The organism is Saccharopolyspora sp. SCSIO 74807 (assembly GCF_037023755.1).
GTDB lineage: Bacteria > Actinomycetota > Actinomycetes > Mycobacteriales > Pseudonocardiaceae > Saccharopolyspora_C > Saccharopolyspora_C galaxeae.
The window spans coordinates 2852431-2871952 of sequence record NZ_CP146100.1 but is presented as its reverse complement, the minus strand read 5'-3'; the positions used below and the strand labels follow the sequence as shown (position 1 = coordinate 2871952).

Sequence of the window (19522 nt, the reverse complement as noted above, 5' to 3'; positions counted from 1 at the left end):
GCGGCGAAGCCGCTGACCGGCGACCACGCACGCAACCGGACCACCGGCGGGTTCTCAGCGGCTTCCTCGCGAGGACAGCGATTTCGCCGCGTAGGGTGCTACGTCAGAAATCGATCCCGCAGCGAGGAAGCCGCTGAGGTTCCGCTACCGGCACCGCCACGCAAACCGCTCTGAATGATCTTCAATATCCATCGCCGCCGAAGAAGATTTCTTCGATGTGGTCCGCCGTGTCGGACACGAAGGTCAGCGGGTCGATGAACTCGTTGATGTCCAGGTTCATCAGCGGGATCGAGTGCCGCAGCACCACGTGCTCGCCCATGATGACCGCGCCGCACACGACGGAGGTCTCGCCGATCTCCGCGAGCAGCCGGTGCAGGTCCACATCCGCGACGCGCCCGCACACCGAGGCGATCTGCACCCAGTCCTCGCGCTTGTCCAGCTCCTCGCGGCAGATCATGATGACCTGGCTGCGGTGGTCCTCGTACTCGATGAGGATCCGGATCTCGTCGCCGGTGTCCTCGATGACCTTGTACTCGGAGCGGACGAAAGTGGCGATGTCGCCCCAGGTGGCCATGTTGCTCCTCAGCTCGTGATCGTTTCCGACACGAACGGTAGTGCATCGATCACGCCGCCCGGAACACGGCGACCGCGTGACACCGACTCCCGTTTTCTCCAGGAGTGAACGGACTGTTCGACCAATCTAGTGGGACCAACAGTCCGTTCACTCGGCCCGAGTCGCCCGGATCGAGCGGTTCGCCCGTGTGTCGGCCGCACGGTTTCTCCAGGAGTGAACGGCCTGTTCGACCAATCTAGTGGGACCAGCGGTCCGTTCACTCGGAGCGGGCCGGGTTCGGTGCGGCTCCGCCACCGGCACCGCCGCGTTGCTGCTCGCGAACGGAATCCTCAGCGGTGCGCGGGGAATTCGACGACCTGCTGGTAGGTGGGGCGGTTCTGCCAAGTGGCCTTGTCCTGTGCGATGCCGCCGATCTTGTTGTGGATCAGCGAGTCGGCGCACCACTGGTCGCCGGGTTCGCAGTCGCCGTCGCCGGGGTAGGTCTGCTCGGGCGGTTCGGCGTCGGCCGCGGCGAGCGTGTCCAGCAACGTCTGCCGGCATTCGCCGAGATCCCCGCCACCGCACAACGTCTGCTTGCCGTTGACCTCGGGGAACCCGCCAGGCACGGGTTCGCCGAGCGCGCCGCGGATGTTCTTCGACACCTGCCCGTACCAGCCGTCCAGGAACGCCGAGCCCTGGTGCTCCTGCCCGACGTGCTCGCCCGGCTGGGCGTTCTGCCAACCGGAAGGCGACTCGTTGATCTGCTCGGCCTCGGTGAGCGCCCGGAACGCGTCCGGCCCGACCGCGGGTTCGAAGATCCCCCGCGTCAGCAGCGGCCACCACGCGTCCATGAGCTTGATCGCTTCGTCGTGCTCGTACTCGTGGCTGCCCGGTTCGGTTTCGGTGCGCTTGCCGCCGTCGGCGAGCCAGGCGCGCAGCGACTCGATCCGCCGGGCCGTCCCCGGGTCGTTGACCGGCGCGGATTCCAGCACTCGCAGCAGATCCGGCAGCACGCGCTCGGCCTTGAGGTCGGTCAGCGCCGCGTCCTCCATGGCCTTGGTGAGGTCGGCGCGATCAACGTCACTTCGCTCGACCAGGTCCCGCACCCGCGAGTCGAGCAGGTCGCCGCGCTGCACCGCGCCCATGTTCGGCAGCGCACCGGCGGTTCCGGGCGCTTGCTTGTTGTTCCAGCTGATCAGGTAGTCCTGATCGACGACCTGCGGATGCTGCTCGGGCGGCGTGTAATCCGCGGTGTTGGTGTCCGGATCCCAGCCGCGCCAGTCGAATCCCGACCGCACCGGCATGTTCGAGTCCACATCGGACGGCCGCTGCGGGTTGTCGCCCGAGTTGAAGTAGGCGGTGTGCGCGGAGTCGGCGTAGAACCAGTTGAACGTGTAGTTCACGTCCTGCGCGGCCCGCTGGAACGCCTGCGGCGAGGTGATCACGTTGGGGTCGTTGAACTTCTGGAAGCCGATGATGGAGTCCACCTCGTGCTTGAACGTGGAGCGCGCGGTGGTGTAGGCGACCGGTTTGCCGTCGATCGTGGCGCGATGCGTCACCGGCCCGTAGCGCGTGCGCAGCGACACCAGCCGGTAGGAGCCTTCCGAGGTGTCGTCGCCGAGGTTCGGTTCCCAGGAGTTGCGCCGCTCGACCTGCTCCATCGGCAGGCACTCGCCGCGGAACAGGTAGTGGCCGGAGTCCTTGGTCACCGGCCGCCCGTCCGGTTCGCACAGCTCGACGGCGTAGGTGTCGATCATGTCCTGCGCCGCGGTCGTCGCGCTCCACGAGTAGTCCTGGCCGCGGCCGAGCAGCGTGTAGAAGCTCAGGCCCGCGAACGACGCGCCCTTCGAGGAGATCCCCGGCCCCTGCAGCTCCTGCAAGGTCAGCAGCTGCGGGGCGAAATACCCGGTCTGCGGCCCGAAAACGGCCACCGGGTTGCCGCTTTCGGTGTGCGCGCCGGAAACGGCCAGCGCGTTGGACATGCCGCGCGGTTCGGCCAGGTCCGCGGGCACCACGCCGTCGTCGAAGATGCCGCGCAGCGACTCCACCGGATCGAGGTCCGAAGGCAGCGGATGCTGGCGGGATTTCGGTTTGTCGGCACCGCTGTCCGGGTCGTTGGCCGAGCCGGTCGGGTCGAAGACCTGTTGCTGCGGAGTCACCGAGCCCGGGTCCGGCAGCGCTTCGCCGCGCGGATCCTCCGGCGTCGTCGCATACGGGAACTTCTGTCCGTTGTGGACGGTCGAGATGGCTTCCGGGTCGTTCTCCGCGCGGAAGGTGCGCCACACCTGTTCGCCGCGTTCCGGCCCGAACTTCTCCTGCAGCTGCATCCGGGCGACGGCGTGCTGCACCTCGTTGCCGCCTCCGCCGCCGAATTGCGCGCCGACCAGCGAGGCGAGCACGACGAGGTCGGTGAGCTTGAACGGCTCGATCTCGCCTTCGTTGGTGATCGCGTCGACGTGCCCGGTGGCGACGTACTCACCCGGGAAGGTCCGGTCGTGGTGCGCCTGCGCGATGTAGTCGTTGATTCCGTCCACGTAGGACTTCGCATCGGCGAGCGCCTGCTCGCCCGCCGGTCCTTCTTGCGCAGCCGAGTCGATCTGCTGCTGCAGCTCCTGCTCGGTGTACGGGGAGGTGGCGAAGAAGTCCTGCTCCAGCTTCCGGTTCGCCGCGGCACCGCCCGCGAACGGGGTCACCTCGCCGCGGCCCGCGCGGCGCAGCGCGTCCATCAGGAACAGCTTGTCCTCGGCGGTCGTGTAACCGGCGCCGAACGTCGTGCCGCCGCGGGTGCTGCCGTAGATGTGCGGGATTCCGGCGGTCTTGTCGCGGACCACCGTGACGTCCTCGCGCGGCTGGTAGCGGCGCTCGACGTCGTCCGGCGCCACGCCGAAGGAGTTGTCGTTGAAGAACTCGTTGATCGTGCCGGTGTCGAGCTGCTTGTAACCGGCGGCGAGGTCGTCGTACTTGCCGAGCTGGTCGTCGGAGTGCGGCGGCATCGTGCCCAGCAGCATGTGCCCGGCGAGGTCGGCCAGCGTCGCGTTGCCGTTCTGACCGGGCGGCAGCACGTGGTGGCACTGGTCGCCGCAGTAGTCCGGCGCGGGGTTGCGCACCGGGTCCGGCTGCGGGCTCGCGGTCGCGGGCGGAGCCAGGAGCAGAGCACCGAGCACGGTCCCCACGCTGAGCAAAGCGATGCTGCGGTGCCCTGTCATCCGATCCTCCCCGTCGATCTGCCGCGGGACGCTAATCGGCGGAGCCCGAAAATGAAAGGGTTTCACGTTCATTCTGGGCTGTTCGGGTGAAGGAGCAGCGGGGTGCGCTGCGCCGGATGCCGCTCGGCGCCGCATCCGAGGAGGCTGCCGGGTACCGCCGGATCGCTCGCCGCCGCTGGTGCTTCCGGCATCCGTCGGCAGCTCGGCGCAGTCGGCGCCGGGAGATCAGCGGGGCTGGCGTCCGGAGTTCCGCAAGCAGGTCGGCACGGCTCGCGCCGGGGCCGGCAGATCGACGCGGCTCGCGCTCGGGTTTTCGGCAGGTCGGTTCAACCAGACCGCTCCTCCCCCGGGCCGAGCGGGAACGACTCGGACGGCAGGGGCTCGGAGTGCAGCGAATCGGGCGGCAGGGAACCGGAGGGCTCCGGCCGCGCAGGCTCGACCAGCTTGAGCCGCCGCCTGGCCCGCCGTTCCCTGCGCATCGCCACGGTCTCGCGCCACACCACCAGCACCCCGTGCGGCAGCAGGTCGAATCCGCGCCGGAACAGCCACGGCACGCCCTTGAACAGCAGCCACGCCAAGTGCTGCCAAGCCCGCACCCGCGCGCCGCCGGAGCAGCGCAGGCTCACCGGGCACGGCACCGGGCACCCGGCGCCGGCCAGCGAGTCGGCCATCGCCCGCGCCAGCATCCGGTGCCCGAGTTCGGACGGGTGCAGCCGGTCCACCGCCCACGTCGCGAGCTCGTAGGCACCGGGCAGCGCGTCCAGGTCGACGCAGCACGCGCCGTGCCGCGCGACCACCGCGTCGATGACCTCGTTGACCTGCTCGATCCGTTTGCGCAGCGCGCGGTGCAGCGGCGCGGGCAACCGGAACACCCGGCCGTGGTCGTGGTACCGCGCGGTGACCACGAGTGCGCCTGCGCCGGTGAGCCCGCCGATCACCGCGTCCAGCTGCCCGCGCATCCGCGCCGGGTCGAAGTCCGAGCGCAGGGTGTCGTTCATGCCCACCACCAGCGCCACCGCGTCCGGCCGCAGCCGCAGCGCCGCCGGGTACTGCTCGCCGTGCACGTCGGCGACCCGCGCTCCGGATGTCGAGAGGTTCGTCAGCGCCGCCCCGCCGAGCGCGTCCGCGAGCAGCGGGCCGAATCCGCGCCACCCGCCGCCGGGCAGCTTGTCGCCGATGCCGAGGGTGGTCGAGTCGCCGAGCGCCACCAACGTCCGCACCGGGCGGGCGCCGGTGGCTTCCGTTCGCAGCTCGCTCACCCGCCCACCGTCGCCGCCGCAGGCTCACCTCGGGTGAGGAGACGGTGACCGGGCGGGGACGAACTGGGTAAATCTCACTGCGCGGATTTCGCCGCGCGGGTGCGCGCCCCCCATGTCACCGCGCGGGCACCGCGCCCCATGTCACCGCGGCGCTGCGCAACACGTTCAGCCCGCCGCGTGCGCGCACTCCGCGGCGACCGCGATGTTGTGGAAGTAGGCGGCCAGGTTCGCCTCCAGGCTGCGATCACCGGTCGCCGCCCGGATGTGCTCGAGCAGGAAGGGCGTGGTCGCCGGACCGCTGATGCCGCGTTCCCGGGCGGCCTGCCAGGCTTCGGCGACGACCTGCTCGTGCAGTTCCGGGTCGAGCTGCGCGGGCAGCGGGACCGGGTTGGCCAGCACCGTCGCCGCGCGCAGCCCGAGCTTGCGGCGGGCGGTGAGCAGCGCGGCCACCTCGGCAGGAGTGTCCAGGCGGTGATCCAGCGCGAGACCGGAATCCGCGACGTAGAACCCGGGGAACCGGTCGGTGCCGAACCCGACGACCGTGATTCCCAGCGTCTCCATCCGCTCCAGCGTCGCCGCCCGGTCCAGGATCGACTTCACGCCCGCGGTGACGACGGTGATCGGCAGCGTCGCCAGCAGCGGCAGGTCGGCGGATTCGTCGTAGCTCGGCGGTTCTTCGATGCCGCCCGCGGCTCCGTGGTGCACCCCGCCGAGCCCGCCGGTGGCGAAGAACTCCAGCCCGGCCCGATGCGCCAGCCAGGCCGTGGCCGCGACGGTCGTGCCCGCGGACCTCGATTTCGCCCACAGCACGGGCAGGTCCCGCACGCTGGCCTTGGCCGCGTCGGTTCCGGCGAGCCGGTGCAGTTCGCCGGGGGTGAGCCCGACCTTGGGCACGCCGTCGAGCACGCCGGTGGTCGCGGGGACCACTCCGGCGCGGCGCAGCGATTCTTCGGCTTCTTCGGCGATTTCGGCGTTGCGCGGGCGTGGCAGGCCGTGCGTGATGATGCTCGTTTCGAGGGCGACCACGGGTCTGCCGTCGCCGACCGCCTCGCGGACCTCGGCGGAGATCGCCGGTAGTTCAGGACTCATGGCCGGGTTTCTAGCAGTCGCCGGGGCGCTGCGGGCCATGGTGTGCGCTGCGGCCGGACGCGTGCGCCGGGAAAGCCCGATACTCGTTTCGCTGGAAATTGCCGCGAAAACTTTGGAATATACCCACCGGCTGCCATTTGCCCCGCAACGGATGCACCTGCGAAAACAGCGCCGCAGTGGGATTCTTACCGGATTCGGCAAAACATTGCCGAAGTCCGGCAACTGCACAAACACCTGATCGAGCGAAAGATTTGTCCGCGCGCTGATCATATTCTGGTAACCATGTCGAACTCCCCCCGCGCGCGGGCGCTGGCTGCCGAGGTCCGGGCCGCGCGCAAAGGCAGCGGCATGTCGCAAGGGCTCGTGGCCGAACAGCTCGGGTGGAGCATCGCGAAGGTCAGCCGGATCGAAACCGCCCAGCGCGGCCTGACCGCAGCGGACCTCGCCGCGATCCTCGCGGTGCTGCGCATCCGCGGGCAGCGGCGCGAATACCTGCTGGGACTGGCCGAAGAACTGGACCACCCCGCTTGGTGGGAGGCGATGAGCGGGTTGTCCGCGCACGTGCGGGCCACCATCGACGCGGAACAGCGGGCCAGCCGCATCGCCGAACTCGCGCTGGCCTACGTGCCGGGGCTGCTGCAGATCCGCGCCTATTCGGAGGCGGTGCTCGGTGGAAACGCCGCGGAATCCCGCAACACCGACGAGGCGGCCAACGTCTGGCAGGTGCGCCAGGGCATTCTGCACCGCGCGGAGCCGGTCGCGTTCGAGGCGTTCCTGGACGAGTCGGTGCTGCGCAGACCCGTCGGCGGCCCCGCGGTCGCGGCCCGGCAGTTGCGGCACCTGGCCGAGCAGCAGGCCGAGCACGTCTCGGTGCGGGTGCTGCCCACCGAACTCGGCGCGCACATCGGGCTGAACGGCGCGTTCACGCTGATCGAGTTCGAGCACGGCATGACCAGCGTGCTGGTGCAGAGCCAGGAAACCGGTGCGCTGCTGGCCGAGCCGGAGGACGACGCCCCGTTCCGCGGCTCGCTCGCCGAGCTGGACCGGGTGGCGCTGGACGTGGCGGACTCGCGTCGGCTGATCACCACCCACGCCGAGCATTTCGAGGCGCAGGAGGAAATCGCGACACTCTGAAGAATCCCGATCCGATGTGGACGGTATTCGTCGCGCTCAGTACGCAACCGTGCCACCGGAACCGCTGAGCCGCGCACAGCACCCACGTTCTCCAGGAGTGAACGGACCGTTCGCCCAATCTAGCCGGACCAACAGGCCGTTCACTCGGGTCCACTTCACCCGGAGCGAGTGATGCGCGGGCGTGTCGGTTCTTGTGCTCAGCGGAGCGGCTGGGTCGGGGTTTCGCGAGGAGTGAACGGACCGTTGGACCAATCTATTGGGACGAACAGGCCGTTCACTCGGTGAGAGGTGGGGCGCGTCGCTGGTCGGGGTCCGCGACGCGCCCCCGTCGGTCTCCGTCGCGCGGTCGGCGGAGTTCGGCCGCTGCGGGCGGGAGACCGCCCCGGGCTCGTGCGGCGGGGAGGCGGGAGGCCGCTCGAGCCCGGAGAAGCCGCTAGTCAGATCGGGGCGTGCCGGGCGTCGGCTGCGTCGCGCGCAGAATCCCGTTGCACGCCGGGCAGGTCGGCGCCGCGAACCAGTCCACTTCGGACACTTCAGCGGTCAGCTCCAGCTGAGCGCCGCACACCGAGGTCGCCTCGGTTCTGCCACTCCACCGGCGCCCCCAGAAGGCGTGGCGCACCGAATCACTGCTCGGCCGCCAGAAGTGCCGCAACGATTCCTCAGCCATCCCCCGACCCCACTTCCGCGCACGACCGGCACGCATCGCGATCGAACTCCCCGTCCGGGCAAGCGCCGCGCCGCAGATGCACCGGCCCGTAGACGAAAGCACCGCAAGCCGACGGCAACGCCCCGCCATCGGTCCGCCGCACCACATGCCATCGCGAATCCACCGGGCCGCACGAAGCCGCCCACACCGAGTCCGTCATCTCGAAATCCCCCTGGTACCGACTGTCTCTGCCGTTACCGCACCAGGTAATCATCGACTGTTCCGGAGCCGCAAGAACGCTTTCGGGGGATCTTCAACTCCCGATCTGCTCGGCATATTCTGTGGTGCATGGCTGGTACCACCCCGAAGGCGCGAGCACTCGGCGCAGAACTCCGAACCGCGCGCGATGCCGCGGGGTTCAGCGTCCGCACATTGGCCACCGCGCTGGACATCTCACACGCGACGCTGTCCCGCTGGGAGACGGGCGATCGCTCGCCGAAGCCCGAGATGGTCGCGGCTTACCTGGCGAAAGTCGACGCACCCGCCGAACTCCGCAGCGAGCTGGTAGAACTCGCACGCAACCCGGACGGCCCGCACTGGCTTTCCGTGGGGATGCCGGAGCAGCAACGGCAACTCGGCGCCCTGGTCGACATGGAGAGCACGGCAACCGCGATGACGACGGTAGCGCCGAATCTGGTTCCTGGATTGCTGCAGACCGCCGACTACGCACGAGCGATCATGGTCGCTGGCAACGTCACCGGATCGGAAATTGCGACCCGCGTCGCGGTCCGCGTGGGACGACGCGAAGCGATCGTCCGGAAGAACCCTGTGCAAATGCAGGCATTCATCGGCGAGCCGGTCCTCATGCAAACCATCGGTGGCGCCGAGGTGATGGCCGATCAGCTCGCGAAGCTGCTGGATTTCGGGCAGCTGCCGAACGTGACGATCCGGGTCATGCCGACTCGTTGTGAGTGGCATCCCGGCCTTGAGGGACCCTTCCTGCTCATGGACTTTGCGGACCAGGGTCCGGTGGTCCACCTCGAGAATCGGGTTTCCGCTCTCTTCCTGCACGAGCCGAACGACATGCAGCAGTACCGGGACGCGGCCGAGGCCATCGCGGAGGCGTCGATGAGCGAAGCGGATTCGCGCGAGCTCATCGCGAAGTTGAAGGAAGAGAAGGAGTGAAACTCATGATGCCCGAGCACATCACCAACTGGCGAAAGTCCAGCCGCAGTGTCAACACGGACAAGTGCGTCGAGGTCGGCCGTGTGCTCGACGGATCGGCGGCGGTCCGCGATACCAAAGATCGTGCCGCCGGACATCTCACCACGAGTCCATCGCAATGGTTATCGTTCATAACCGCCCTCAAGTCCGGCCGCTACGACAACTGACCGCAGCTGCGAAAAGGCGCGGGAGAACCGATCTCCCGCGCCTTTCGCGTGCGTGCGATCAGGAGTTGATCTGCTCGGTCAGCTCCTGGTTGTAGGCGCCGACGCGGCCGTAGATGCCGGGCTTGCCGGGCCGGGCGCAGCCTTCGCCCCAGGACGTGACACCGATCAGCCTGCCGTCGGCGACGATCGGGCCGCCGGAGTCGCCCTGGCAGGCGTCCACGCCGCCCTCGGGCAGCCCGGCGCAGACCATCGCGTCCGGCTTGTACTCCTGGTACGCGGCGGAGCAGTCCGCGTCCGATCGCACCGGCACGGTCGCCTTTTGCAGGTGGTCGGAGCTCTGGCCGCCCTCGCTGGTGGTGCCCCAGCCGAGGACCGTGGCCGGGGTGTCCGGCGCGTAGCCGGGGTCGTCGGCCGCGGCGAGTTCGATCGTGGGCTGCTGGACCGGCGCGGACAACGTCAGCACCGAGACGTCGGCGCCCAGCGTGGCGTCGGTGTAGTCCGGGTGCACCCAGATGTCGCTGACCTCGGAGACCGTGCCCTCGTTCCCGCTCAGCGAAGTCTGGCCGCTGAGCACGTTGACGTTCGCGGGCTGTTCGCCCTGGGTGCAGTGCGCGGCGGTGACGACCTTCGTAGGGGACGCCAGCGAACCGCCGCAGAACTGCTGCCCGTCCGGGGTGGTCAACGCGACGACGAACGGGTGATCGGCGATCTCGGCGTCCTCGCCGCCGACGACGAACGGGTTGACGTCGGCCGAAGCCTGACCGACCGACAGCGTGGCGAAAGCCGACAGCGCGACCGCGGTGAGACCCGCGAACCGCGCGATGCGTGGGGCAGCGACCATTTCGTTTCTCCTCCAAGTCGCGCCCGGGGCAGTGGGGCGCCCCGGACGTGGCGATGTCCCGGGCGACCGGCCGCGGCGCAACGCGGACTCGACCCGGAGTTCCCGGTGAAACGCCGCGTCCGCTGCGCTGCAACGGGAAACCGATCGAACCTTAAACGTCGCCGCATTCCGCCCAAAAGTCCCGCTATTTGCCGTTTTCCCAGCTCCAGCGGCCTATTGTGCGAATTCCGCGAATCGGCTGCGAGCTAGCCCGGCGGATCGAGAGGATCACCCGGAGCGCGTCCCCGGCACGCCCCGAACGCGCCGGGGACGCGGCCGCCCCGGCCGGAACTCCCACCGGCCGGGGCGCACGCCACCGGTCCCCGCACCGTGGCGGAAGCGTCCCCCTCCCGGCCCCGACCGCCGGTCGTACCGAGGACGCCGCACCCGGTTTACCCAATGCCGTGTGGCATATACCAGACCCTATTCGGGGCGGACTTCGCCGCACTCGACTGAATCGGCGCTGACCAGGCACGCTCCGAAGATCACAGGTTGATTGCGGAGCGCCGGAAGCGGTGCCCGCGGCGCAGCATCCGCTGCACTGCGGCCGGTCCCGCTGACACACCCGACCAGCGCCGATCACGCGCGATCAGCGCTATTCGAGCTGCGGAATCCAGTGCGACTCGACCGGATCCCAGCGTCCAGGCGATTCAGCGGCGAGCAACGGCGTCACGAAACGGTCGACCAGCTCGACGGCTTCGCTCAACCGCCGGTACTCGCCGAGTCCAGGCACACCGGCCGCCTCGCGTTGGTATCCGCTCTCCCAGACCTTCCGATCCGGCACGGTGAACCGCACCGGCAGCGCCTGCAACGTTCCCGCGTCACGCCGGCGGTTCGCCTCAGCCTGCAGCGCATCCCGGGCCACCCGCCCGTCGAGCGGGTCACGCAACGCGATGACGACGAGGTCGACCAGGTCTTTGAGCCGGGTCGAACCGGTGCAGCCGTACTGCTCGTACAACGCGCAGATCTTGTCCGCGACATGGTCCGGCAACGGGTATAGGAGAACGTTGGGCCAGGTGTCCGCACCGAGATCGAGGTCGATCGGCGGGTTCAACTGCCGGACACCGGGTTCTCCCAACGGAGCCAGGTCAGCTACGAGGTCGACGCTGACCATCACAACGGGCTTGCCGCCCAAGTACGGCTGGAATCGCACGCGACGGGCGATCCGCCCTTGGGTCTCCCGCGTCGTGTCGTAGTGCTCGAAACGCAAGAAGTCTCCGAGTTCGAGCCCCGCCGCCCGGCGCAACGCCTTGACCGCGTCGTCCAAACGTCCTTCATCCGGTCGATAGAAGAGATCGATGTCGCGCGAGTGGCGAGCATCCGGGTAGCGGACCAGCAACGCTTGCCCGCCCTTGAGCAACCACCCGTGCGGATCATCGACGAATACCCGCGCAAGCAGTCTGGCCAGGTAGAAGCGGCGAAGAATCTCGTTGGTGTCGACGCCTTCGGCCGAAGCGGCGGCATTGGCGCGTTTGTGCAGCGCGGCACGGAGCGCTTGCGGGCTGCGGTACGGGTTTGTCACCACGGGCTCGTCTCGTCAGTGCTATTTCGAGTGCACGCTTGTGTCCAGGTTCAGCATTGCTTCGCTCAGCGCTTCTGCTATTCGCTGTTGTTCCGCGAGAAGGCTCCGCACCTTGTCGAGTCCGGTCGTCCGAACAGCATCGATGTGGCTGCGCAGATGCTCGAGCAGCGCTCGCCCGTCGCGGCCGGTGACCCCATAGCGCCGTGCGTAAGGCGCGGCGCGGTCGGCGAGCTCATCGAGATCGACCTTGCCCGCCCGGTCGGCTTCCTGGATGACCTGCGCGAGATGGCTGGCGTCCACGCGATCGGCCATCAGATCGACGATCGTGCGCAGCACGGTCGTGATCGGCAGTCCGTCGACGAGCGTCACGTCGTCTTCGGGCAGCTCAGCGCGCCGCAGCCGGACGGAGGTGTCCCGGACGCGGCGGCGGCGCGGCACCGTCATCTCGATGCGTGGCACGACCAGATCGCCGAGTCCGTGCAGCAGCGCTGCCGAGCGATGCGAGACGACCCCACCGTCGCGATCGAGCTTCGGCCGCCGCCAGCCGGGCTGGCTCGGGTTGAGCTTCAGCCACACCGCCTTCTCGTCTTGGTGGCCGGTCATCTCGCCGGCGGACACCGCGTACACGCCGTGGCGCACCTGCGTCAGCAGCCCGGCTTCGACCAGGCGCACCAGCGTCGTGGTGTTCACGCCGAGCTCACCGGCCTGCGCGGTGGTGAGCAGCCCCCACTGGTCGCTGCTCACCTCAGCCAGGCGGGACATGGCCTCAAACACCTTCATGACACCGAACCATACGCCGCTTGCGCAACGTTTGCTACTTCCGATGAAGCTTTTGGTGCATCGAGTTGTAGTTTTCGGTGTGTCAGCGTGCGATGAGCCCCGCCTCGTAAGCCAGCAGCCCGGCCTGCACGCGGTTGCCGCAGTCGAGCTTGACCAGCATCCGCGAGACGTAGCCCTTCACCGTCGCCTCGGACAGGTGCAGCCGCTGCCCGATCTGCGCGTTCGACAGGCCTTCGCCGAGACCGGTGAGCACCTCCACCTCCCGCTCGGTCAGCTCCCGCACCAGCCGCAGCGCCCGCTGCCGGGCACCCTGCTCGCCGGAGGACGCGGCCACCAGCCGCTGCGCGGCCTGCGGTGAGAGCACGGTGTGCCCGTCCGCAGCGACCCGCACCAAGCCGAGCAGATCCTCCGGCGGCGTGGACTTGACCAGGAATCCCGAGGCACCGGCCCGCAACGCGCGCAACACGTACTGGTCCGCGTCGAACGTGGTCAGCGCGACCACGGCGGGCGGGTCGGGCAGCCGGCTGATCCGCTCGGTGGCGGTGAGCCCGTCCACCCCGGGCATCCGCAGGTCCATCAGCACCACCCGCGGCCGGTGCCGCACCACTGATTCCACGGCGGCCGCGCCGTCCTGCGCGTCGTCGACGACTTCGATGTCCGGGGCGGAACCGAGGATCGTGCGCAGGTGCGCGCACACCATCGGCTCGTCGTCGACCACGACCACGCGGACGGGCTCGCTCACCGCTGGGCCTCCTGCAGAACGCCTAGCCGTCCGAGCCGGCTTCGGCAGTGGGCACGTACGCAGGGAGTATGGCACTGACCTCGAAACCCCCGTCCGGCAGCGGACCGGCCCGGAAGGTGCCGCCGACGAGTTCCACCCGCTGCCCCAGCCCTTGCAAGCCCGCGCCGGAACCGCTGCCCGCCAGCTCGTGGTCGCCGGCCGGTGGAGTGTTCCGCACGGTCAGCAGCACCCGTTCGCCGTCGTAGACCACGCCGACGTCGACCTCGGAATCGGGCGCGTGCTTGTGCACGTTCGTCAACGCCTCCTGCACCACGCGATAGGCGGTGCGGCTGACCAGCGGCGCGACTCCCGCGGTTCCGCCCTGCTCGGTCAGCCGCACCGGGATGCCCACCGCCTCGGTCTCGGCGATCAGCCCGGACAGGTCCGGCAACGCGGAGCGCTCCGACTCGTCCGGCGAGTCCTCGCCGCCGGAGCGCAGCACGCCGATGAAGTCGCGCAACTCGTCCAATGCCTGGCAGCCGCCGGAGCGCAGTTCCTCGGCGGCGGAGCGGGTCGGCTCGTCCTGCGCGGTGACGCCGAGCGCGCCGGCCTGCAGCACCATCAAGCTCACCCGGTGCGTGACCACGTCGTGCATCTCGGCGGCCATCTTCGCCCGCTCGTCCGCGCGGGCCTGCTCGGCGAGCAGCTCCTGTTCGCGCTCGGCGCGTTCCGCGCGGTCCCGCAACGCGGTGACCAGCTTGCGCCGCGCCGCGATCCACGCGCCCAGCACCGGCGGGAACGCGGTGATCCAGAAAGCATTGCTCATCGTCTCGCTGTCCGGATTCGTCCACAGCCGCAGCGCGGTGAGCACGACGACACCGACCAGCACCCAACCGGTGATCTGCCGCTTCCGGCCGGTTTCGTAGGCGGCGAACGCGTAGAGCACGAACGGGAGCACACCCGGCATCCACGGGTCGGTGCGCTGGTTCATCGGCAGGAACGCGCCGATGCCCGCGGAAAAGGTCGCGGCGTGCAGCAGCATCGCCGCCGCGCCCGCGCACAGCAGCGCGAACGGGAATCGCCGCCGCACCAGCAAGCTCACGGTGAACAGGTGCATCAGCAGCTGGGCGACCCAGCGCCCGCCCATCCAGCTGTAGTCCTGCGGCGGCAGATCCGGCGGGTAGAAGCTCGCCAGGATCGGGCCGAGCGGCAGCAGGACCGCGACCAGCGCCACGTCGAACACCGCTGCACGCGGCGAATCCCACAGGTACCGCCAGATCGGACGTCGCACGGGCTCACGGTAGCCGCCGTGCGGGCGCGAACGGCCGCGGAAACCCACCGTCGTCGGTGGCGGAACCTACGAAAGTTGCACCGGTGATCACCGGAGGTCGCTACCTTCAGGTACCAAGCGCCGTCGCACCGCCAGCGCCCGATGTCCTGGAATGGCGGCGAATCGCGCAAGGACCTTTGGGGGAACCATGCAAGCAGTGCTCGCACCGGAGAGGTCGGCGCCGCCCGGCCGACCGTCGCTCGCGTGGCGGCCGGTCCTGCTGATCGCCGCGGTGTTCACGGCCTTGCACGCGATCGCGAGCGCGTTCGGCGGCTACTGGCTCGACGAGGCTTACATGCTCGCGATCGGCCGGTACCACCTGGACTTCGGCTACGTCGACCAGCCGCCGATGGCTCCGCTGCTGGCCGGGGCGTTGGAGTGGCTGGCGCCGGGCGTGCAGCTGTTGCCGCGGGTGGTGATGACGCTGATCTCGGCCACCGGTGTGCTGCTGGCCGGGATGCTGGCGCGCGAGTTCGGCGGTGATCGGCGGGCTCAGCTGCTCACCGCGCTGGCCTTCGCCACCGGGACCTGGACCGCGCTCACCGCGCACTGGCTCACGCCCTACGCCATGGAAGTTCCATTGTGGATGGTGCTGACGTGGTTGCTGGTGCGCTGGCTGCGGCTGGACGCCGAGGACCGCGCCGACGATCGGCTGCTGCTCGCCATGGGCGCGGTGATCGGCGTGACGATGCAGACGAAGTTCCAGATCGCCCTGCTGTGCGCGGCATTGCTGGGCTGCGTGCTGGTGTTCGGACCGCGGCGGCTGCTGCGGCGGCCGATGTTCTGGGCCGGAGTCGGGATCGCGCTGATCATCGCGGCACCGACGCTGATCTGGCAGGCGGCGCACGGGTGGCCGCAGCTGGCGATGGGCCAGGTCGTCACCGAGGAGACGCCTTCGCTGAGCAACGGCAGGCGAGGGATGGCCGTCGGAGGAATCGTCTCCGCCGGTGTGCTCGGCGTGCCGCTGCTGCTCTGCGGCATCGGGCGGATGTTGTTCGGCAAGGACATGCGGCCTTACCGGTTCATCGCGGCCGCTTTCCTCGTGCAGTACGTGTTCTACGTCGTCACCAGCGGGCGGCCGTACTACCTGATCGGCATGTACGGAGTCCTCGTGGCGGCCGGAGCGGTCGGCCTGCAACGGCGACGCGAGGCGAAGGCCGCGCACTCGTCCCGGAACTGGAGCTGGGCCCGGAACTGGAGCTGGGTGCGCTGGCCGGTCGGCGTGGCCGCCGTGCTCACCGCGGGCGGGATGGTCTGGCTGTCCACGGTCGCCATGGGAGATCCCGCCAAACCACTGGACCGCACCATCACCGAGTACACCGCGGCCGAGTACCGAGCGCTTCCCGCCGGGGTCCGGGAACGGACCGCACTGGTCACCGGCAGCTACGTGCCCGCTGCGATGCTCGACGCGCACTCCGCCGAGTCCGGCCTGCCGCTGGCGCGCAGCGCGCACCGCGGCTACGGGTTCTTCGGGCCTCCCGGGCCGCAGGCGGACAACATCCTGCTGGTAGGCAAGGAGGTCGACGAGTGGCGGCCGCTGTTCGCGCAGACGCGGCTGGTCCGCGGCGGCGACATCCCGGTGTGGCTGCTCACCGGCCGCGAACAACCCTGGCCGCAAGTCTGGGAACAGGTGCGAAGCCTTGCCTGATCGGAGAAATCGAGTGTCCACAGCGGAGGAAGGCGGGGTGCGGCTGCGCCCGCCCCGCAACCCGGTCGACCGCCGCTCCATCGGCTGGTGGACGGTGCAAGCCTTGGTCGTGGCCGTGCCGCTGCTCGGCGCGCTCGGCGTGCTGGCGGCCCTGATCGCTCCGGCCAGGCCGTGGCTGCTGCTCGGGCTCGCTGTCGTCGCAGTTGTCGCACTGCCGTACGTGGTGGTGCGACCGCAGTGGAGTTACCGGGTGCACCGCTGGGAAACCACCGACGAAGCCGTCTACACCGCGGCGGGCTGGCTGCGCCAGGAGTGGCGGATCGCGCCGATGTCGCGGATCCAGACCGTGGACACCGTGCGCGGGCCGGTGCAGCGCCTGTTCGGGCTCTCCAGCGTCACCGTGACCACCGCATCCGCGGCCGGGCCGTTGCGCATCGACGCGCTCGACCAGCACGTTGCCGCCGAGCTGGTCACCCGGCTCACCACGAAGACCCAGGCCGCGCGAGGAGACGCGACATGAGCTGGCAGAAGCTGGACGGCCGGATCGTGGCCGCGCTGGCCATCCTGGTGCTGGCGCCGATCGTGCCGACCATCGCGGTGATGCTGATCGCCGGAGCGGGAGCGGACGCGGTGCGCAACGTCGCCCAGGTGTATTCGGCGATCGCGGCGCTGCTGGTGCTGTCCCGGGCGCTCGAGTGGTACGCGACCAGCTACCGGATCACCGACGAGCGGGTCGAACTGCGCAGCGGAGTGGTTTCGCGCAACCACCGCTCGCTGCCGCGCGAGCGCATCCGCAGCGTGGACCTGACCGCCGATCCGGTGCACCGCCTGCTCGGGCTCGCCGTGGTCAAGATCGGCACCGGGGCGCAAGGAGCGGACGAGTTCAAGCTGGACGCGGTCGCGCGCGGCGAAGCCGACCGGATCCGCACCGACCTACTTCCGTCCACTTCGGACGGTCAGGATGCTCCGCTGGCGCGGCTGAATCCCGCCTGGCTGCTGTATTCCGCGGTGACGCTGTCGATGATGCTGGCGGTGTGGGGCGCGATCGCCTCCGCGTTCGGTTCGCTCTCGGACGTGTTGCAGAAGTTCGGGCTGTACGGGGAAATCGGCGAGCTGTTCCGGTCGGTGCCGCTGTGGGCGGGCATCGGGGTGCCGGTCGCGGCGGTGCTGCTGACCGGTGTGCTCGGGGCTTTCCTGCTGTCGCTGGAGCTCTGGTGGGACTTCACGCTCACCCGGGAGGACTCCGGCACGCTGCGGGTGCGGCGCGGGTTGCTGACCCGGCGCTCGATTTCCCTTGAGGAGCAACGACTTCGCGGCGTGGAGGTCGCCGAGCCGCTGCTGCTGCGCTGGACCGGCGGCGCGCGCACGAACGCGATCGCCACCGGGCTCAGCGAGCAGGCCGACGGCAAGAACCAGCCGGACGCGAAGACGCTGCTGCCACCGGCACCTCGCGCGCAGGCCATGCGAGTGGCCGCGGCGGTGCTGCGGGAACCGGAATCGGGGGAACCGGAATTCCCCTCCACCGGCGAGTTCCGCCCGCATCCGCGTGCCGCGCTGCGGCGGCGGCTCACCTGGGGATCGCTCAGCGCCGCACCGTTCGCAGCCTTCGTGATCACCGCCGCCGCGCTCGGCTGGATCCCCTGGTGGCTAGCGGTAGTGGTGGCCGCGCTGAGCGTCGCGGTCGCGGCCGCGTTCGCCGTCGACGCCTACCGCAACCTCGGGCACCGGCTGCACGGTCGGTTTCTACTGGCGCGGCGGGGAAGCGGGCTGCGGAGAACGGTGGCGCTGCAGCGCAGCGGGATCATCGGCTGGCGCTTCGAGCAGTCGTTGTTCCAGCGCCGCGCCGGACTGCTGGACGTCGTCGCCACGACCGCGGCCGGGACGGGCCGCTGCACGGTGCCGGACGTGGCGGCAGGAGCGGGTCTGGAGTTCGCCGAGCAGACCGTTCCGGGACTGGTCGCCCCGTTCCTCGAACCCAGCCACCCGGAGGATTAATGCGGTCCGCCGCCGCGGCCATCCGGGTGAGACGCAATTCGCAGTATTTGCGCCGAGCACCCGTGATCAAGCCCCGGATCGGAGCATTTTCCGGTGATCAACAGCGGAATAATCCAGATCGGATAATGCCGGCCGAGCGGGTGCGGATCTGGCGACCCGCCCGGATCTGGTGGATTCCGGCGCGCCGGGAACTCCGATGCCTCGGGCGCGCGCTACGGGATCAGCGGTCGAACTCGCCGCGCTTGATGCGCTGGACGAAGCCCGCCCACTGCGCGGGTGTGACGGTGAAGTAGCCGCCCGGCCGGTTCTTGGTGTCCCGGACGCCCACGCGCCCGGTCCCGAATCCGACCTCCACGCACTGCCCTTGATGCGAGGTGCGGCTGCTCGTACGCCAACCCGTGACGTATTCCATCTACAGCTCTCCTATGCGCTCCTGAATCAGCTGACCAGACCCTTCCGGGTTGATCGCATGTGCGCGTAGATGGTCCATCATCGTCGCGTACTTCAACAGCTCGTTATCCCGTTCGAGGTAAAGGCCACCGACGTGGGTTTCCAAATAGACCACATCCGGATCGATGTGATTGGAGTAGCGCAGGATGACGAAAGGACCCGCCTGCGCCGGATGCGCGCCCACCTCCAGCGGCATGACCTGCACCGTCACGTTCGGCAGCTCGGAGAGCTTGAGCAGGTGCTCCAGCTGCTTGCGCAGCACGTCGGTACCGCCGACCACGCGGCGCAGCGCGGCTTCCCCGATCACCGCCCACAAGTCCAAGGGCTGGGAGCCGGTGATCCGGTCCTGCCGTTGCATCCGCAGCTCCACCCGGCGGGTGATCTCCGGTTCGTGCGCGCGGATCAGGGTGGATTTGGTGATGGCGTAGGCGTATTCCTCGGTTTGCAGCAGGCCGGGGATCGCCTCCGACTCGTAGGTGTGCATCGAGGAGGCCTCGGCCTCCAGGCCGACGTAGGTCTCGTACCACTCCGGCAGCACGTCGCTGTAGGAGTGCCACCAGCCGCGCTTGCGGGCATCGCGGGCCAGGTTGATCAGGTGCTCGCGCTCGGCGCCGGTGATGGCGTAGAAGTCCAGCAACGCGCTCACGTCGCCGATCGAGGGGGAACGCTTCGCGGTTTCGAACCGGCCGATCTTGGCCTGGGTGCAACCGAGGTGCGCGGCGGCCTGCTGCTGGGTCACCTCCGCCCGTGCCCGGAGCGTGCGCAGCTCCGCGGCGAGGCGTCGGCGACGCACCGTGGGACTCACTGTCATGAAAACAGTGTCCACCTCTGCCCACAGCGAGTCACCACCGCATCACCCGGACAAGGTGAGCAGGCAGCGGCTGCCGGTTGCCGCGTAGCTCGCGGGATGCGCAGTCC

General features: G+C 69.5%; 19 protein-coding genes. 7 read left to right on the top strand and 12 right to left on the bottom strand.

The window, feature by feature from the left end; genetic code table 11:
• Nucleotides 1–181: 181 nt before the first annotated feature.
• The 4 genes from V1457_RS13240 to V1457_RS13225 form a co-directional block, all read right to left on the bottom strand.
• Complete coding sequence (locus V1457_RS13240) at nt 182–574, bottom strand: hypothetical protein (RefSeq protein WP_200072764.1); 393 nt, start codon at nt 572–574, stop codon at nt 182–184.
• A gap of 329 nt (nt 575–903) precedes the next feature.
• Nucleotides 904–3759 (bottom strand): penicillin acylase family protein, encoded by a 2856-nt coding sequence (locus V1457_RS13235; protein WP_338604011.1) that lies wholly within the window; start codon nt 3757–3759, stop codon nt 904–906.
• 326 nt (nt 3760–4085) lie between these two features.
• Entirely contained in the window at nt 4086–5018 is a 933-nt protein-coding gene (locus tag V1457_RS13230) for an SGNH/GDSL hydrolase family protein (protein WP_338604008.1), read from the bottom strand.
• A gap of 165 nt (nt 5019–5183) precedes the next feature.
• Nucleotides 5184–6107: a pseudouridine-5'-phosphate glycosidase gene (locus V1457_RS13225; protein ID WP_295143805.1), complete on the bottom strand. Its 924-nt coding sequence runs from the start codon at nt 6105–6107 to the stop codon at nt 5184–5186.
• Between V1457_RS13225 and V1457_RS13220 the strand changes: the two genes are divergently transcribed.
• Entirely contained in the window at nt 6106–6345 is a 240-nt protein-coding gene (locus V1457_RS13220; protein WP_338604002.1) for a hypothetical protein, read from the top strand. The genes V1457_RS13225 and V1457_RS13220 overlap by 2 nt on opposite strands.
• Nucleotides 6346–6389: 44 nt before the next feature.
• The gene (locus V1457_RS13215) at nt 6390–7241 is read left to right on the top strand and encodes a helix-turn-helix transcriptional regulator (protein WP_200072760.1); all 852 of its coding nucleotides are present in this window, start codon (nt 6390–6392) and stop codon (nt 7239–7241) included.
• 433 nt (nt 7242–7674) lie between these two features.
• On the opposite strand, the gene V1457_RS13210 is transcribed toward V1457_RS13215, so the two are convergent.
• Complete coding sequence (locus V1457_RS13210) at nt 7675–7908, bottom strand: hypothetical protein (RefSeq protein WP_200072759.1); 234 nt, start codon at nt 7906–7908, stop codon at nt 7675–7677.
• A gap of 327 nt (nt 7909–8235) precedes the next feature.
• Here V1457_RS13210 and V1457_RS13205 point away from each other — a divergent pair, with 327 nt between their 5' ends.
• Both V1457_RS13205 and V1457_RS13200 read left to right on the top strand, forming a co-directional pair.
• Entirely contained in the window at nt 8236–9072 is an 837-nt protein-coding gene (locus V1457_RS13205) for a helix-turn-helix transcriptional regulator (RefSeq protein WP_200072758.1), read from the top strand.
• An 8-nt stretch (nt 9073–9080) separates the two neighbouring features.
• The gene (locus tag V1457_RS13200; protein ID WP_200072757.1) at nt 9081–9278 is read left to right on the top strand and encodes a DUF397 domain-containing protein; all 198 of its coding nucleotides are present in this window, start codon (nt 9081–9083) and stop codon (nt 9276–9278) included.
• Between the two features lie 58 nt (nt 9279–9336).
• On the opposite strand, the gene V1457_RS13195 is transcribed toward V1457_RS13200, so the two are convergent.
• From V1457_RS13195 to V1457_RS13175, 5 genes are all read right to left on the bottom strand, one after another.
• Nucleotides 9337–10119 (bottom strand): trypsin-like serine protease, encoded by a 783-nt coding sequence (locus tag V1457_RS13195; RefSeq protein WP_200072756.1) that lies wholly within the window; start codon nt 10117–10119, stop codon nt 9337–9339.
• 634 nt (nt 10120–10753) lie between these two features.
• Nucleotides 10754–11680 (bottom strand): nucleotidyl transferase AbiEii/AbiGii toxin family protein, encoded by a 927-nt coding sequence (locus tag V1457_RS13190; RefSeq protein WP_200072755.1) that lies wholly within the window; start codon nt 11678–11680, stop codon nt 10754–10756.
• Between the two features lie 21 nt (nt 11681–11701).
• On the bottom strand, nt 11702–12460 hold the full coding sequence (locus tag V1457_RS13185) for a type IV toxin-antitoxin system AbiEi family antitoxin domain-containing protein (protein ID WP_200072754.1): 759 nt from the start codon (nt 12458–12460) through the stop codon (nt 11702–11704).
• 82 nt (nt 12461–12542) lie between these two features.
• Nucleotides 12543–13202, bottom strand: coding sequence for a response regulator transcription factor (locus tag V1457_RS13180; RefSeq protein WP_338603991.1), 660 nt, complete (start codon nt 13200–13202; stop codon nt 12543–12545).
• Nucleotides 13203–13224: 22 nt separating this feature from the next.
• Nucleotides 13225–14472 carry a sensor histidine kinase gene (locus tag V1457_RS13175; protein ID WP_200072753.1) on the bottom strand — a complete coding sequence of 416 codons (1248 nt, stop codon included), beginning with the start codon at nt 14470–14472 and terminating at the stop codon, nt 13225–13227.
• A 187-nt stretch (nt 14473–14659) separates the two neighbouring features.
• On the opposite strand from V1457_RS13175, the gene V1457_RS13170 reads away from it, so the two are divergent.
• The 3 genes from V1457_RS13170 to V1457_RS13160 are packed head-to-tail and all read left to right on the top strand — an operon-like array spanning nt 14660 to nt 18154.
• A complete protein-coding gene (locus V1457_RS13170) occupies nt 14660–16159 on the top strand; it encodes a glycosyltransferase family 39 protein (protein ID WP_338603986.1) in 1500 nt (499 codons plus the stop codon).
• Nucleotides 16160–16172: 13 nt separating this feature from the next.
• On the top strand, nt 16173–16679 hold the full coding sequence (locus tag V1457_RS13165; protein ID WP_338603983.1) for a PH domain-containing protein: 507 nt from the start codon (nt 16173–16175) through the stop codon (nt 16677–16679).
• Nucleotides 16676–18154 (top strand): PH domain-containing protein, encoded by a 1479-nt coding sequence (locus V1457_RS13160; RefSeq protein WP_338603980.1) that lies wholly within the window; start codon nt 16676–16678, stop codon nt 18152–18154. Before V1457_RS13165 ends, V1457_RS13160 begins: the two co-directional genes overlap by 4 nt.
• A gap of 220 nt (nt 18155–18374) precedes the next feature.
• On the opposite strand, the gene V1457_RS13155 is transcribed toward V1457_RS13160, so the two are convergent.
• Together V1457_RS13155 and V1457_RS13150 are read right to left on the bottom strand one after the other, a co-directional pair.
• The gene (locus tag V1457_RS13155; RefSeq protein WP_200072749.1) at nt 18375–18566 is read right to left on the bottom strand and encodes a DUF397 domain-containing protein; all 192 of its coding nucleotides are present in this window, start codon (nt 18564–18566) and stop codon (nt 18375–18377) included.
• Complete coding sequence (locus V1457_RS13150) at nt 18567–19415, bottom strand: helix-turn-helix transcriptional regulator (protein WP_200072748.1); 849 nt, start codon at nt 19413–19415, stop codon at nt 18567–18569.
• Nucleotides 19416–19522 lie beyond the last annotated feature (107 nt).

Coding starts and splice junctions, on each gene's coding strand:
- V1457_RS13205 (WP_200072758.1), top strand. CDS start 8,236: ATGGCTGGTACCACCCCGAAGGCGCGAGCACTCGGCGCAGAACTCCGA.
- V1457_RS13170 (WP_338603986.1), top strand. CDS start 14,660: ATGCAAGCAGTGCTCGCACCGGAGAGGTCGGCGCCGCCCGGCCGACCG.
- V1457_RS13195 (WP_200072756.1), bottom strand. CDS start 10,119: ATGGTCGCTGCCCCACGCATCGCGCGGTTCGCGGGTCTCACCGCGGTC.
- V1457_RS13155 (WP_200072749.1), bottom strand. CDS start 18,566: ATGGAATACGTCACGGGTTGGCGTACGAGCAGCCGCACCTCGCATCAA.
- V1457_RS13220 (WP_338604002.1), top strand. CDS start 6,106: ATGGCCGGGTTTCTAGCAGTCGCCGGGGCGCTGCGGGCCATGGTGTGC.
- V1457_RS13215 (WP_200072760.1), top strand. CDS start 6,390: ATGTCGAACTCCCCCCGCGCGCGGGCGCTGGCTGCCGAGGTCCGGGCC.
- V1457_RS13160 (WP_338603980.1), top strand. CDS start 16,676: ATGAGCTGGCAGAAGCTGGACGGCCGGATCGTGGCCGCGCTGGCCATC.
- V1457_RS13240 (WP_200072764.1), bottom strand. CDS start 574: ATGGCCACCTGGGGCGACATCGCCACTTTCGTCCGCTCCGAGTACAAG.
- V1457_RS13185 (WP_200072754.1), bottom strand. CDS start 12,460: ATGAAGGTGTTTGAGGCCATGTCCCGCCTGGCTGAGGTGAGCAGCGAC.
- V1457_RS13210 (WP_200072759.1), bottom strand. CDS start 7,908: ATGGCTGAGGAATCGTTGCGGCACTTCTGGCGGCCGAGCAGTGATTCG.
- V1457_RS13235 (WP_338604011.1), bottom strand. CDS start 3,759: ATGACAGGGCACCGCAGCATCGCTTTGCTCAGCGTGGGGACCGTGCTC.
- V1457_RS13200 (WP_200072757.1), top strand. CDS start 9,081: ATGCCCGAGCACATCACCAACTGGCGAAAGTCCAGCCGCAGTGTCAAC.
- V1457_RS13225 (WP_295143805.1), bottom strand. CDS start 6,107: ATGAGTCCTGAACTACCGGCGATCTCCGCCGAGGTCCGCGAGGCGGTC.
- V1457_RS13150 (WP_200072748.1), bottom strand. CDS start 19,415: ATGACAGTGAGTCCCACGGTGCGTCGCCGACGCCTCGCCGCGGAGCTG.